The organism is Dactylosporangium sp. NPDC000521, assembly GCF_042898305.1.
Lineage (GTDB): Bacteria > Actinomycetota > Actinomycetes > Mycobacteriales > Micromonosporaceae > Dactylosporangium.
On the sequence record NZ_JBIAYW010000009.1, the window covers coordinates 270,193 to 282,379 of the forward strand.

At 70.9% G+C, this 12,187-nt stretch carries 15 protein-coding genes; 10 read left to right on the forward strand and 5 right to left on the reverse strand.

Translation table 11 applies throughout. From position 1 onward, the window contains the following. Nucleotides 1-9 precede the first annotated feature (9 nt). From ACFY3L_RS29140 to ACFY3L_RS29160, 5 genes are read left to right on the forward strand one after another with little or no spacing between them, the layout of a single operon-like run. Entirely contained in the window at nt 10-1,017 is a 1,008-nt protein-coding gene (locus ACFY3L_RS29140) for a hypothetical protein (RefSeq protein ID WP_389330757.1), read from the forward strand. Next, entirely contained in the window at nt 1,014-1,544 is a 531-nt protein-coding gene (locus tag ACFY3L_RS29145) for a GNAT family N-acetyltransferase (RefSeq protein WP_389330760.1), read from the forward strand. The genes ACFY3L_RS29140 and ACFY3L_RS29145 overlap by 4 nt, the downstream gene beginning before the upstream one ends. Nucleotides 1,545-1,598: 54 nt before the next feature. Beyond that, nucleotides 1,599-1,967: a type II toxin-antitoxin system RelE/ParE family toxin gene (locus ACFY3L_RS29150; protein WP_389330763.1), complete on the forward strand. Its 369-nt coding sequence runs from the start codon at nt 1,599-1,601 to the stop codon at nt 1,965-1,967. After that, nucleotides 1,964-2,296, forward strand: a complete 333-nt coding sequence (locus ACFY3L_RS29155; protein ID WP_389330766.1) for a helix-turn-helix domain-containing protein — start codon at nt 1,964-1,966, stop codon at nt 2,294-2,296. The genes ACFY3L_RS29150 and ACFY3L_RS29155 overlap by 4 nt, the downstream gene beginning before the upstream one ends. A gap of 57 nt (nt 2,297-2,353) precedes the next feature. Further along, complete coding sequence (locus ACFY3L_RS29160) at nt 2,354-2,713, forward strand: hypothetical protein (protein ID WP_389330769.1); 360 nt, start codon at nt 2,354-2,356, stop codon at nt 2,711-2,713. 201 nt (nt 2,714-2,914) lie between these two features. Here the strand turns inward: ACFY3L_RS29160 and ACFY3L_RS29165 are convergent, their stop codons facing one another. Continuing rightward, complete coding sequence (locus ACFY3L_RS29165) at nt 2,915-3,871, reverse strand: hypothetical protein (RefSeq protein ID WP_389330772.1); 957 nt, start codon at nt 3,869-3,871, stop codon at nt 2,915-2,917. 278 nt (nt 3,872-4,149) lie between these two features. On the opposite strand from ACFY3L_RS29165, the gene ACFY3L_RS29170 reads away from it, so the two are divergent. Then, nucleotides 4,150-4,887, forward strand: a complete 738-nt coding sequence (locus ACFY3L_RS29170; protein WP_389330775.1) for a hypothetical protein — start codon at nt 4,150-4,152, stop codon at nt 4,885-4,887. A gap of 13 nt (nt 4,888-4,900) precedes the next feature. Here the strand turns inward: ACFY3L_RS29170 and ACFY3L_RS29175 are convergent, their stop codons facing one another. Continuing rightward, a complete protein-coding gene (locus tag ACFY3L_RS29175) occupies nt 4,901-5,533 on the reverse strand; it encodes an IclR family transcriptional regulator (RefSeq protein ID WP_389330778.1) in 633 nt (210 codons plus the stop codon). A gap of 92 nt (nt 5,534-5,625) precedes the next feature. Between ACFY3L_RS29175 and cysS the strand changes: the two genes are divergently transcribed. Further along, nucleotides 5,626-7,032, forward strand: coding sequence for a cysteine--tRNA ligase (gene cysS / locus ACFY3L_RS29180; protein WP_389330781.1), 1,407 nt, complete (start codon nt 5,626-5,628; stop codon nt 7,030-7,032). Between the two features lie 6 nt (nt 7,033-7,038). Beyond that, nucleotides 7,039-8,136 (forward strand): 23S rRNA (guanosine(2251)-2'-O)-methyltransferase RlmB, encoded by a 1,098-nt coding sequence (rlmB, locus tag ACFY3L_RS29185; protein WP_389330784.1) that lies wholly within the window; start codon nt 7,039-7,041, stop codon nt 8,134-8,136. Between the two features lie 51 nt (nt 8,137-8,187). Here rlmB and ACFY3L_RS29190 read toward each other — a convergent pair whose 3' ends face one another. Continuing rightward, nucleotides 8,188-8,691, reverse strand: a complete 504-nt coding sequence (locus ACFY3L_RS29190) for a DUF2199 domain-containing protein (RefSeq protein WP_389330787.1) — start codon at nt 8,689-8,691, stop codon at nt 8,188-8,190. A gap of 39 nt (nt 8,692-8,730) precedes the next feature. On the opposite strand from ACFY3L_RS29190, the gene ACFY3L_RS29195 reads away from it, so the two are divergent. Beyond that, nucleotides 8,731-9,561: a HEAT repeat domain-containing protein gene (locus tag ACFY3L_RS29195; RefSeq protein WP_389330789.1), complete on the forward strand. Its 831-nt coding sequence runs from the start codon at nt 8,731-8,733 to the stop codon at nt 9,559-9,561. Between the two features lie 6 nt (nt 9,562-9,567). On the opposite strand, the gene ACFY3L_RS29200 is transcribed toward ACFY3L_RS29195, so the two are convergent. Then, complete coding sequence (locus tag ACFY3L_RS29200) at nt 9,568-10,101, reverse strand: RNA polymerase sigma factor (RefSeq protein ID WP_389330792.1); 534 nt, start codon at nt 10,099-10,101, stop codon at nt 9,568-9,570. A 30-nt stretch (nt 10,102-10,131) separates the two neighbouring features. On the opposite strand from ACFY3L_RS29200, the gene ACFY3L_RS29205 reads away from it, so the two are divergent. Next, a complete protein-coding gene (locus ACFY3L_RS29205; protein ID WP_389330795.1) occupies nt 10,132-11,463 on the forward strand; it encodes a serine/threonine-protein kinase in 1,332 nt (443 codons plus the stop codon). On the opposite strand, the gene ACFY3L_RS29210 is transcribed toward ACFY3L_RS29205, so the two are convergent. Then, complete coding sequence (locus ACFY3L_RS29210; RefSeq protein ID WP_389330799.1) at nt 11,454-12,068, reverse strand: hypothetical protein; 615 nt, start codon at nt 12,066-12,068, stop codon at nt 11,454-11,456. The genes ACFY3L_RS29205 and ACFY3L_RS29210 overlap by 10 nt on opposite strands. Nucleotides 12,069-12,187 lie beyond the last annotated feature (119 nt).

Here is a 12,187-nt window from a genome sequence, read left to right on the forward strand (position 1 = left end):
GATGCAGCGATGGGGATGCGATGGCGGGCCGTGGTCGGCGGGGTCAGCGGGCTCGTCGCGGCGGTGATCTGGGCGGTGGGTCTGGCGATCTACCAGCCGTACATGGAGCCGTCGCCGGCGGCCGAGTTCGTCGGCAACAACACGTACTGGCCGCGGGACATCCGGCAGCTGGCGGTCCTGCTCGCGTTCGGCGGGGCCGTCCTGCTCTGCCGTGCTGATCGGCGGGCCGTGCTCGCCGCCGCCGTGGGGGCCGTGATCTGGGTCGGGGCGGACCTGGAGCTCGACCGGGCCGGCGTGAGCGGCACTGCGGCGGCCGTCTGGCTGGCCGTCGGTGGCGTCGTGGCGTTCGCCGGGATGGTGTTCGCCGCCCGTACAGTGGCGACCCCCGAAGCCGGATCGGCGCACTTCCTGACGACGGTGCTGGCGGTGGCCGCCGCGGTCACCGTGCTGATCACGACGCCGTGGGACGAGCCGGTCACCGACGCCGCCGACGTCCGCGTCGAGAACGCGCTCTCGCTGCTGAAAGTCGCCCTCATCGTGATGCTCGCGGCTGTCGTGGTCGGGCTGCTGCCGCTCGGCCGCATCCTGTGGGCTTTGCCGTTCGCCGCGCTGGCCGTGCTGGCCGCGTGGCCGGCGACCGCCGCGTACGGCTGGCTCGGCGCGCTCGGCCTGGTCCTCCTGCCGGCGGCGGCCACGACCGCGGTCGCCGCCACCGGCGACGTGCCTCCGCTTCGTCTCCTCGCCATCCTGGGGGCCTGCGCGTTGGCGTTGATTCCGGCGTACCTGCTGCTGTACTTCATCGGCTCCGCGCTCGGCGCGGCGATGACATCTCTGGCAGGAAACCCCGCGGTCGACTCCGCCGACACCGACCTCTCCCTGGCGGTGGCGGCGGTGCTGCTGGGGCTGCTGTTCGCCACGATCAGCCGCGCCTTCATCGCTTCGGCTTGGGGTTCTGCTTCGGCGTCGGCTTCGGGTTCTGCTTCGGACTCGGGCTCTGCTTCGGGTGCTGCTTCATGAGCGCCATCCGGCTCCGGCCGGTGACCGAAGCGGACCTGCCGATGTTCCACCGGTTCGCCACCGAGCCGGGCCTCATCGGCCTGGACTGGTCCGGCTACCGCGACCCGCACGCGGCCGGGCGCCGGTTCGCCCTGGACGGCTACCTCGGCGCCGACTCGGGCCGCCTCATGGTGGAGGCCGACCCGGACGGCGTCGCGGCGGGCTTCGTCAGCTATGTCGCCGGCAGGTACAGCGGCCCCATCGGCTACTGGGAGATCGGCATCGCCCTCCTGCCGCAGTGGCGAGGCCGCGGCCTCGGCTGGCGCGCCCAGGCCATGCTGTGCGACCACCTCTTCGCCCACTCCCCGGTCCAGCGCATCCAGGCCGGCACCCACCCGGAGAACATCGCCGAGCAGAAGTCCTTGGAGAAGGCCGGCTTCACCTTGGACGGCATCGTCCGCGCCTGCGAGTTCCGCGCCGGCCGCTGGCACGACGGCTACCTGTACAGCCGTCTCCGCACCGACCCTTCGCCCCTGGAAGCCGGCTGATTCACACACCCGACTCGGCATAAGCGATATAAGTCTGGCTTATATTGTCGGCATGTGGGAGGTCAGGCTTCACCAGAGGTCGAGGCATGGTTCCTGGAGCTCTGCCAGGCCGACCCGGTCACCGCCGATCTCGTCGCAGAGGCCGTCGACGTGCTCGCCGAGCAGGGGCCCGCGCTCGGTCGCCCGCTGGTGGACCGGTTGAAGGGCAGCATCTACCACAACATGAAAGAGCTACGGCCCGGTTCAATCGGCACAACCGAGGTCAGGATGATCTTCGCGTTCGATCCGGCGCGCGAGGCGATCTTCCTTGTCGCCGGCGACAAGTCAGGCCGATGGCAGACTTGGTACAGCAAGGCGATCCCGCTGGCCGACGAGCGGTTCACCGAGCATCTTGCGGCGCTGAAAGAGGAGAACGGGTCATGACCGAAGCCGCGAACTGGCGCGACGTCAAAGCGAAGGCGCGTGCCGCCGACCCGATGTGGGACAGCGCAGAGCGTGTTGCTCGCCGCCGCGAGATGCGCGAGCAGATGCTTGCCTCGGTCAGTGGCGCGCAGCTCGCCGAGATCCGCCAGCAGCTCGGTATGACGCAGGTGCAGCTTGCCGAGGCGGCAGGCCTGACCCAGGCACGGATCAGCCAGATCGAAAACGGCGATGCCGTGGGGCTGGAGACGCTGCGTGCCTATGTGACCGGGCTCGGCGGCCACCTCGACATCGTGGCCCGCATCGGCAACATTCAACTCCACGTGGCTTGAACTGCCCTGCGGACGTCACGACCTAATACGGCTCCTGAGCGACCGCCGGCCGACTACATGCCGTACGGCGACCGCAGGCCGTACGTCGTTGCGGACACCCTGGCCGAGCTGCGTGGTCCGACGAGCGGCGCTGTCGTGTTGCCCCACCATCTGGACTGGTCCGGCAACGCCGGGTACGACCTGGACCGGCCGGCCCGACTCGCCTCGATGTACCGAACGGTGCTGGTCGAGGCCGCCACGAAGGGCGATCTGCGGGCCTGGCTCGACGGTGCGTTGCTGGTCCACCTCTGGCCGGCGATGTGGCTGCCTGCTCGGCTTCGCGGCCTCTGGGAGCGTCAGTTTGCCGAGCTGGCCACAGCCCGAAGCGTGGAGCCAGGGCAGGGCGGTGGCGGCGGTGGTGACCTGAGTGGGGACTGAGGCTGAGATCCGCCAATAGCTGTTCGTACAAACAGCAGCCGGCGGATGTCGAAGGACGTCCGCCGGCGGCTGCGCATTGGGGAGGCGAGCTAGTTGCCGCCACCCGTCCCATCGAACTTGATCACAAGGGGCCCCTCACGGAATGTAATGAATGCCGGAGGGGAGGTTACATGCTGGGACGCCGATGGGTGGCCGGTACCCCTAGTCCCATTGCCAAGAAAGGCCATATTTCGCCGATGGGTATCCTCGCGCGAACTGGCGTTCGATGAATCCGCAGGCTGAGACCTCGACAAACCGATCATCGCCCGGCTCGGGCGGGATCAGGCGATCGATGTCCGGCACTTCGGCGAACCACCACGCCCGTTTCGGCAGTGGTTGGCTGATGTCGAACTGGATTCGCATCGTCAGGTCTTCTATGCCGTGTGAGGTCACCTGGACTTCGCGCGACATGGTCGGGCCGACCTCTTGGGCCACCACTCGTGTCGCGAAGAAGAGCTTTTCACCGCGCTGCAGTGGTTTGGGGAAGTCCATCTCGGCGATCTGGGCCTCCGAGCCGTCACCGAGGTCCACTCGCCGGACAGCGCCCAGCGTGCAGTTGAGCCACGGCTGGATTTCGAGCTCTGGGCGCGCCGGCGGATTGTTTCTCGCGTAGGCCCGGACGACGTAGCGGGCGAGGTTGTCCTCTTCGGCCGTGATCCAGCGTTCGCTGAACGACTCGGAGACCGCCCGGCCGCGCAGGAAGTAGGTCACGATCATCCGGTTGAACGTCACCGGCTGGAAGCCGCTCGGCGGGCCGGTTCGCTCCCATCCTCCGGATCGTTCGAGTTCATTCACGCGACGTTCCACCGCCTGAGCGAGGCGGACGACACCGTGACTCCAATTGATCTTCCCGGCGTCGGCGCCTGCCTTCATGCCACGCCGTCCGCGGACCGTGTCGAACGCTCCTGCCGCCCGCGCGACCTGAAACCGCTGGTTCAGTGAGTCGTCGGATGGGCCGAACTGGAAGGTCGGCATTCGCAATGCCGCCTGTACCGCCGCCGCCCACCGCGGATGCGGGCGCTCACCGGAATTGCCCAGGTTGGAGGCCTCGAGATAGATCAGCTCGAGCATGGTCTCGGCGCGTTCTTCGACGCTTCTGCCGCCGAGTTTGTTCGACAACTCGCGGAGGTGCCGCAGGCCCGGTGTCCATCCTTCTGCGATCTTCTTGACACTCGGACCGGAACCGTGCGCGAGGTCTCGCAGGCCCTGCTCGATGGAGTCGTCCGCTCGTGGGGGACGGCTGCGAGACGTCAATGCCTGTCCTCCTCGCGTGATTCAAGTCCGTGGGTTGCATGAATACAACCCACAGGGTAACGAAAATCGGCCTTGTGGGCCCCGCCCCAGAGCTTCGGACAATCGACGGCAATCAAGCTTTCATTGGGCCGGGGGTGGGGGAGATGGTGCGATTCGGTGGGCTCGTGACGCGGGCGGCACTGCTCTGCGGCGCGTCCGCATTCGCCGTGCTGCTGGTGCTGGTTTCCCACGGGGTCGTCAAGGCGGACGACACGTGGATCGTCTGGGTGGCGGTCGCTCAGGCCGTCTGCACGTCGGTGGAACCGACGCGGTCCCTGGTCGAGACCTGGCGGCGTCCGGGGCGTCGCCGAATGCACGCCGATCTGTCCCGTGTGCTGCAGCAGGGCACCTTCCGGATCGCTGACCAGGCCGGAGTGAGCGTGCAGTCGCTGGGGCTGAGCGTGTTCCGCCTGCCCGGCTCGCCCCGGAAGCGGGCGCTCGAGCAGATCCAGCGGCACCGGTTCGACGACCATCCCGGACCGTCCCACATCCGCTGGACGAGAGGGAAGGGCCTGGTCGGGCTGTGCTGGCTGGAGCAGGCGCCCGTGCACCGGGACCTGCGCCGGATCGCCGTCCAGGTCAGGCGCAACAGTGTCCGTGCGTACGCGGCGGCCGGAGACGCGTCGGCCGGCCTGTCGCTGACCGAGTTCGAGCGGGTCGCCGCCAAGTACGCCGAGGTCTATGCGATGCCGGTCAACGACGCGGCCGGCACGATGATCGGCATTCTGGTCGTCGACATCCCGTTCCAGGCGGGCACCAACGGGGCGCCGAGGCTGAGCCGGCCAGATGTGGAGCAGGCCATCGCGACCGTCGCGGTGCTCGCGGGAAGACTGCTGTCATGACAGCCAGGGGCGCTCAACGCAGGGCGGAGGCGACCGTGGTGGCGGCGGTGGTGACCTGGGCGGGGACTGAGGCCGGGTCCAGGGCGGTCAGGGCCACGACCCCCACGCTCGCCTCCAAGCCCTCGACGCCGGCGACCGCTGCGGCGACGCCGTAGGCGCCGGGCTGGAGTTCGCCGACTGTGGTGATGGCGGTGTAGTCGCCGCGGCGGCCGGCCAGGATGGCTTTGCCGGCGGCGCCCACGTCCAACGCGTGGCGGGAGCCCGTCCGGTACGCCACATGGAACTGGGTCCAACTCGGCTCCACCACCGCCAGGGCGTAGGCCTCGCCGCCGTCGGCGATGGTCAGGTGGGCGGTGGCGCCGACCGTCTCGGCCAGTCGGCGTAACGCTGGCAGGGCGGCGTCGGCGACCAGGGGCTGGGCTCGGCGGGCCAGTTGGAGCACGCCCGCGCCCAGGCGGAGGCGGCCGGAACGGTCGCGGCGGACCATGCCGTGCTCGGAGAGGGTGGCGACCAGGCGGTACACCACGGCGCGGCCGACGCCGAGGAGGGCTGCGGCCTCCGTCATGGTCAGGCCGCCGGGCGTCTCCGCGACCACGTGCAGCAGACGCAGGCCACGGTCGAGGGTCTGGGCGGTCTCGGTAGCCACAGGCCCAGGTTATTTGAATGTCCCGGGGCACGGCAGCGCAGCGCCGCCGCCGAATGCGATGAGAGCGCGGGGCGACCGTTACTCTTGCAACCGTGACCCTACGCCTGTATGACACCGCGACCCGATCGGTCCGGGACTTCGTCCCGATGACGCCCGGGCAGGTCGGTATCTACCTGTGTGGGCTCACCGTGCAGGGCGGGCCGCACATCGGCCACCTGCGTTCCGGGGTGAACTATGACGTGCTGCGGCGCTGGTTCCTGCGCTCGGGGTACACCGTCACGTTCATCCGCAACATCACCGACATCGACGACAAGGTGCTGGTCAAGGCCGAGGAGCAGGGCAAGCCGTTCTGGGCCGTCGCCTATGCCAACGAGCGCCTGCTGTCGGCGACCTACCTCAAGCTCGGCGTGCTGCCGCCGACGTACGAGCCGCGGGCGACCGGGCACATCACCGAGATGCACGAGCTGATCCAGCTGCTCATCGACCGCGGTCACGCGTACCCGGCGACGGACGGCAGCGGCGACGTGTACTTCGACGTGCGGTCGCACGCGGAGTACGGCGCGCTGTCCGGGCAGCGGCCCGACGACATGGAGCCCGCCACCGACGGCCCGGAGCGGGCGAAGAAGGACCCACGGGACTTCGCGCTGTGGAAGGGCACCAAGCCCGAGGAGCCGGCCGAGGCCAACTGGCCGTCGCCGTGGGGGACCGGCCGGCCTGGCTGGCACATCGAGTGCTCCGCCATGTGCTGGCGGTACCTCGGCACCGAGTTCGACATCCACGGCGGCGGGCTGGACCTGAAGTTCCCGCACCACGAGAACGAGGTCGCCCAGTCGCACGCGGCCGGGCACCCGTTCGCCAGGTACTGGGTGCATCACGCGCTGCTGAACCTCGGCGGGTCGAAGATGGCCAAGTCGCTCGGCAACGTGATCAACCTCGAGGCGCTGGTCGATGCCGGCCTGCGCCCGGTCGAGGTGCGGTACTACCTGCTGGCGCCGCACTACCGGTCGGTGATCGACTACTCGCAGGAGGCGCTCGAGGAGGCCGCCGCCGCGTTCCGCCGCGTCGAGAACTTCGTGACCCGGGCGGCGGAGCTGGTGGGGCCGGGCGAGAAGGCAGAGCTGCCCGAGGCGTTCGTCGAGGCGATGGACGACGACCTGAACACGTCACGCGCGCTTGCCGTCCTTCACGATGTCGTACGGGACGCGAACACCGCTCTGGCGGCCGGCGACACGGCGGCCGTGTCGGCGGCCCTCGCCACCGTGCGGGCGATGCTGGACGTGCTCGGGCTCGACCCGCTGGACGCCCAGTGGAGCTCCACGCAGGCCGGAGACCTGACGCGGGTGGTCGACTCGCTGGTGGCGCTCGCACTGGAGCAGCGCACCGCGGCCCGCGGCCGCAAGGACTGGGCCGCCGCCGACGCGGTGCGGGACCAGTTGAAGCACGCCGGTATCGCGGTGGAGGACACCCCGGCCGGTCCACGATGGACGTTGGAGAGCTGAGAACAGATGCCAGGCAACTCTGAACGCCGCGGTAAGCGGGTCGTTTCGAAGAAGGGCGCCGCCAAGGGCTCCGGTGGGAAGAACCGGCAGTCCCTGGCGGGCCGCGGTCGCACCCTGCCCGCGGACGAGCGTCCCTGGCACAAGGGGTACAGCGGCGACGAGGAACTTCCCCAGAAGACCGCCCGCAAGCAGGCCAACGAGCTGCGCGCGGCGGCCGCCCAGGGCCGGGCCCCGAAGATCGGCCAGCCCGGCACGAAGCGCACCGCCGGCAAGGGGCCGTTCGGTGCCGCTGTGAAGGGCTCCGCTGCGAAAAAAGCGGGCACGCCCCGGGTGTCGCCCGGGCGGAAGTCGTCGCAGCCGAAGGACGGCCCGGAGCTGCTCGTCGGCCGCAACCCGGTCGTCGAGGCGCTGCGCACCCACGTGCCGGCGACCGCGCTGTACGTCGCCCTCGGCATCGACATGGACGAGCGCGTCAAGGAGGCGGTCCGCACCGCCGCCGAGCGCGGCATCGCGATCCTCGAGGTCACCCGCGCCGAGCTCGACCGGATGACCGGCGGCGTCCTGCACCAGGGCCTCGGCCTGCAGGTCCCGCCGTTCGCGTACGAGCCGTTCGACGACCTGCTCGCCGCCGCCAAGGAGCACACGGCGCCGCTGCTGATCGCCCTCGACGGCATCACCGACCCCCGCAACCTCGGCGCGATCATCCGCTCCGCCGCGGCGTTCGGCGCCCAGGGCGTCTTCCTCACCGAGCGCCGGTCGGCGGCCATCACGGCCACCGCGTGGCGTACCAGCGCGGGAGCCGCCGCCAGGGTCAAGGTCTCCCAGGTGACCAACCTGACCAGGTCCCTGAAAGCGTGTCAGGACGAGGGCTTCATGGTCGCCGGCCTCGACGCCGACGGCGCCACCTCCCTGTACGACCTGGAGGCCGCCATCGGCCCGCTGGTCGTGGTGGTCGGCTCCGAGGGCCGCGGCCTGTCCCGCCTCGTGGGCCAGACCTGCGACCTGAAGGTCTCCATTCCGATGGTCTCCGACGTCGAGTCCCTGAACGCGTCGGTCGCCGCCGCGGTCACCCTCGCCGAGGTCAACCGCCGCCGCGCCCAGTAGCACCACGAGACGGTGGGGTGCCCGGAAACGGGTGCCCCACCGATCCGGCGGCTACGGGTGCAGCAGTAGCTCGGCGAACTCCTGGACGCGGTCGCGGGTGATGCCGGTGCGCTGCTCGACGGCCAAGGGGTGGTCGGTCGCCTCGAGCTCGACCTGCGGGCGGCTGCCGACCGGCTGGGTGTGCACGTTGGTCTTCAGGTCCAGGGTCGTCGGCTCGTACACGGGGATCTCGGTGCACAGCCAGCCGAAGTACGGCGGCTCCTGCTCCCGGCCCGGCGTCGTCCACAGCTCCAGTGACCGCTCGAAGTTGGCCCTGCTGAGCGACACCCAGACGCCCCAGTCGAAGTCGGTGTCGGCGTCGAGCACGGGGATGACGATGCGGGCCCGGACGAAGAAGTGCTCGGCCCGGATGATGCACAGCTCGTCCTCGAGGGTGCTGCTCTCGTCGTCGGCGAAGTCGTCGCTCCAGACCTGCGGGGCGACCGCCCCGTAGGAGAACGGCATCCCGCCGTGCCGCTCGCCGCAGCACCGGCACTCGAACCCCTGCTCACTCATCCGCGCGACCCTACAGTGCCGGGCGCTATTGTTCGCGCCATGGCCGACATGCAGGCGGCGTTGGCGGTTGTACTGGCGAGCATCGACGACATCGGCATCAAGCTCCGGCCGGGTCTCGTCCAGGAGCTCGCGGCCAGCGGGGACCGCAGTTTCGTGCCGCAGCTGCAGGCGGCGCTGGAGCGGTGCCTGGACGACGAGGACTTCGAAGGCGTCGAGCTCCTCGCCGAGATCCTGGCCGGGATTCGCGGCACGCGGGCGTTTCCGCTGCTGCTGCGGGCGGTCGCCCGGCCGGTCCAGCACGAGTGGGAGGGGCTGCAGGCGACCCTCGCAGGGCTCATGGAGGCCGACCCGGCGGGGTGCCGGCCGGTGGCGCTGGCGTTCGCCGGCGAGCGGCACCGCGACCTGCGGTGTGCGGGACTGTGGGCGCTCGGCCATGTGGTCACGCCCGACGACTTCGAACTGCTCGACGCCGCGCTGCACGACGAGGACCGGCGGGTGCGGGGGACGGCCAGCGGCGCGCTGTCCAAGCTGTACGGCGACGAGCGCGTGCTGCCGGCGCTCGTCCGCATGCTGCAGGACCCCTACCCGGGGCTGCGCGGCTCGACGCTGATGACCCTCGGGTACTACGGCGACCTCGCGGCGCTGGACAGCATGGTCGCACTCCGGCATGACCCGTCGGTGCTGGTCCGCGAGGTGCTGAGCTATGCCGTCGGGCAGCTGTTCACGTCTGTCTGGCGACCGTCCCCGAAAGCCGCCACCGCCGCTCAGGTGGAGACGGCCCGCGCTGCCCTGCGTGAACTGCTCCGCGACGAGGACCGCAGCGTGCGCGGCTGCGCGAAGCTCGGGCTGGACGCGATGGCCCACCTCTGAGCCCACCTATGCGAGCGAGGCCCGCACGTGCCGGCGGGCGTCGTGGATCCGGGACTTGATGGTGCCGAGCGGAACGTCGAGGTGGGCGGCGATCTCCTCGTACGACAGCTGACACAGATCACGGAGCACCAGCGGGCCGACCAGCTCGGACCGGTGCGCCTCCAGCTGCTCGAGGGCGTCCAGCAGATCCAGGCGGGACCCCGCGATGACGCTCGTCGTGCGGGGGTCGGCGGTGTCGAGGGGGAGCTGCGGGGTCGCCTGCTCACTCGCCCGGCGTTTGAGGCTGCGGTACGTCTGGCGCGCACAGTTCGCGGTCACCACGTACAGCCACGTGGAGAAGCGGGACCGGGCGTCGAACGTGGAGATCTTCATCGCCACCTGGAGCAGCGCGTCCTGGCACGCCTCCTCGGCGTCCTGCCGGCAGGGCAGGATGCGCTGGCACTGCCGCATGACCTGCGGGGCGATGCTCGCCAGCAGCGCGTCACGCGCCGCCGTGTCGCCGGTGGCGGCGCGCGCCGCGAGCTGTTCGATGTCGGTCAACGAAGTCCCCCCATGGCTGATAATTGCGGCGTGCCAGTGCCTGACAATATCGGTCGATATCGCGTGCTGCGGCGCATCGGATCCGGGGCGTTCGCGACCGTCTGGCTGGGGGCCGACGACGCGCTCGACGCATCGGTGGCGATCAAGGTGCTGGCGGACAACTGGTCGTACCACTCGGACCTGCGGGCGCGGTTCGAGGAGGAGGGGCGGATCATGCGGCGGGCCGACTCGCCGCTGCTGGTCCGGGTGCTCGACGTCGGCGAGCTGCCGGACGGCCGCCCGTACCTCGTGATGCCGTTCGCGGCCGGTGGCACCCTCGCCGACCGGCTCGCCGGCGGGCCGCTGCCGGTCGAGGAGGCGCTGCTCGTGGCGGCCGACATCGCCGACGCCGTGGCGGAGCTGCATGCGGCCGGGGTGCTGCACCGCGACGTGAAGCCGTCCAACGTGCTGTTCCAGCCCGCGCCTGGCCGGGACCGGGTTCTGGTCGCGGACCTCGGCCTGGCCAAGGCACTGGCCACCGCCTCCGGTTTCACGATCGCCGCCGGTACGCCCGGCTACGCGGCACCCGAGCAGGCCCGGCTCGGCGGCGGGCTGGACGTGCGGGCCGACGTCTACGGGGTCGGCGCGACCCTGTTCCACATGCTCACCGGCCGCCCGCCCACCGTGGGCGAGCGGATCGCCGGGAAGAGTCCGGTCAACGCCATCGTGCGCCGGGCGCTGCACCCCGACCCGCGCAAGCGCTTCGCGTCGGCGGCCGAGCTCTCCGCCGAGCTGCGGTCGGCCGTCGACTCGATCGGGCGGGGCGCCCGCCGCCACAAGGTATTTCGGACGGCGACGCTGGTGGCCGCCGCGGCAGCTGTACTGGCAGTCAGCGCTGGCTCCGCCGCCGCGGGCGGGCCGCCACCGGGCTGGGTGCAGGTGCGGGACGCCGACGGCGTGCTGTCGATCGCGGTGCCGCCGGCCTGGGCGGGCCAGCTGCGCGACGCGGGCTGGGACCCGGCGGTGCTCGGACTGCGCAGCGGGCACGCCCCGGGCCTCGTGGTGACGACGGACGTCGACGCCTGGACGGACCCGGCGAGCGCGCTGCCCGGCGTCTTCGCGGGTGCCTTCACGACCGGCGGCCCGGCCCCCACGCTGCCCGAGCACGCCGCCCCCTGCGTCGAGCAGCCCACCCGCACCGTGACCGTCGCTGGCGGGCAGGCGCAGGTCCGGCGCTGGACGTCCTGCGCCGGACGCGTCTCCTACAGCGAAGTGCTGCTCTCCGCGCCTGGCTTCGGGGTGTACGTGCAGGTCAAGCAGGTGGGCGCCGCCGACCGTACCGGCGAGATCCTGGCCGGCCTGCGGCTGTCCGCCTACTCGTAGCAGTTCTGGTCCGCCAGCTGCAGGGTCACCGAACCCACCTTGTCGCCGGACGTCCCGATCCGGAAGACGGCCTTGTCGTTGCCGGGCACCTTGGCGAAGTGGCGGCCCTGGGTGAGGGTGCCGTCGACGATCGTCCAGTTCGGATACAGACTGCGCGCCTCGGTGACGGACATGCCGGCCCGCAGCCCCTCGGCCGTCGACAGCGTGGGCCACGCCTCGATGGCGGAGATGCCGCGCTCGGGGGAGAGGTAGACCCTGCCCTGGCCCGTCGGCCGGCCGTTGATGAACGCCTGCGGGCAACCGGAGTCGTCGAACGGGGTCAGCAGCCCGGTGGCGACGGCCTGCTCCCGGGTCATGCCGAGCCGGAGCGCGCCGTACCCCTGCGGGCCCAGCACCAGCGTCGTGGTGGTGCTGGTCTTCGTGGCGGCCGGCGTCAACGGGGCGGCCGACGTGGCGGTGGGCGAGGCCGTGGCGGCCGACGTGGCGGGCGAGGCGGTGGTGGCGCCGGCCGGGGCGGCGTCGCCGCTCTTGCGCTCGGGCGACGGGGTGCACGCGGACAGCAGCAGGGCGGCGGCGACGATCGCGATGATGGCCTTGGTACGCATGATGGGCTCCCTGAACGGTTGGTGTTTCGGTGTCGCAGGGTTCGATGCGCCTCCCGGCGGGTTTGTTCGCCGTGGCCGAGTCAGCAATCCGTCAGGGTCCATGATCTTGTGTGCCGTCA

What these genes read in the sequence shown, in the direction of transcription:
- ACFY3L_RS29155 (WP_389330766.1), top strand. Translation starts at nt 1,964, where the DNA reads ATGACCGAAGCCGCGAACTGGCGCGACGTCAAAGCGAAGGCGCGTGCC.
- ACFY3L_RS29145 (WP_389330760.1), top strand. Translation starts at nt 1,014, where the DNA reads ATGAGCGCCATCCGGCTCCGGCCGGTGACCGAAGCGGACCTGCCGATG.
- ACFY3L_RS29140 (WP_389330757.1), top strand. Translation starts at nt 10, where the DNA reads ATGGGGATGCGATGGCGGGCCGTGGTCGGCGGGGTCAGCGGGCTCGTC.
- ACFY3L_RS29195 (WP_389330789.1), top strand. Translation starts at nt 8,731, where the DNA reads ATGGCCGACATGCAGGCGGCGTTGGCGGTTGTACTGGCGAGCATCGAC.
- ACFY3L_RS29160 (WP_389330769.1), top strand. Translation starts at nt 2,354, where the DNA reads ATGCCGTACGGCGACCGCAGGCCGTACGTCGTTGCGGACACCCTGGCC.
- ACFY3L_RS29210 (WP_389330799.1), bottom strand. Translation starts at nt 12,068, where the DNA reads ATGCGTACCAAGGCCATCATCGCGATCGTCGCCGCCGCCCTGCTGCTG.
- rlmB (WP_389330784.1), top strand. Translation starts at nt 7,039, where the DNA reads ATGCCAGGCAACTCTGAACGCCGCGGTAAGCGGGTCGTTTCGAAGAAG.
- ACFY3L_RS29190 (WP_389330787.1), bottom strand. Translation starts at nt 8,691, where the DNA reads ATGAGTGAGCAGGGGTTCGAGTGCCGGTGCTGCGGCGAGCGGCACGGC.
- ACFY3L_RS29170 (WP_389330775.1), top strand. Translation starts at nt 4,150, where the DNA reads ATGGTGCGATTCGGTGGGCTCGTGACGCGGGCGGCACTGCTCTGCGGC.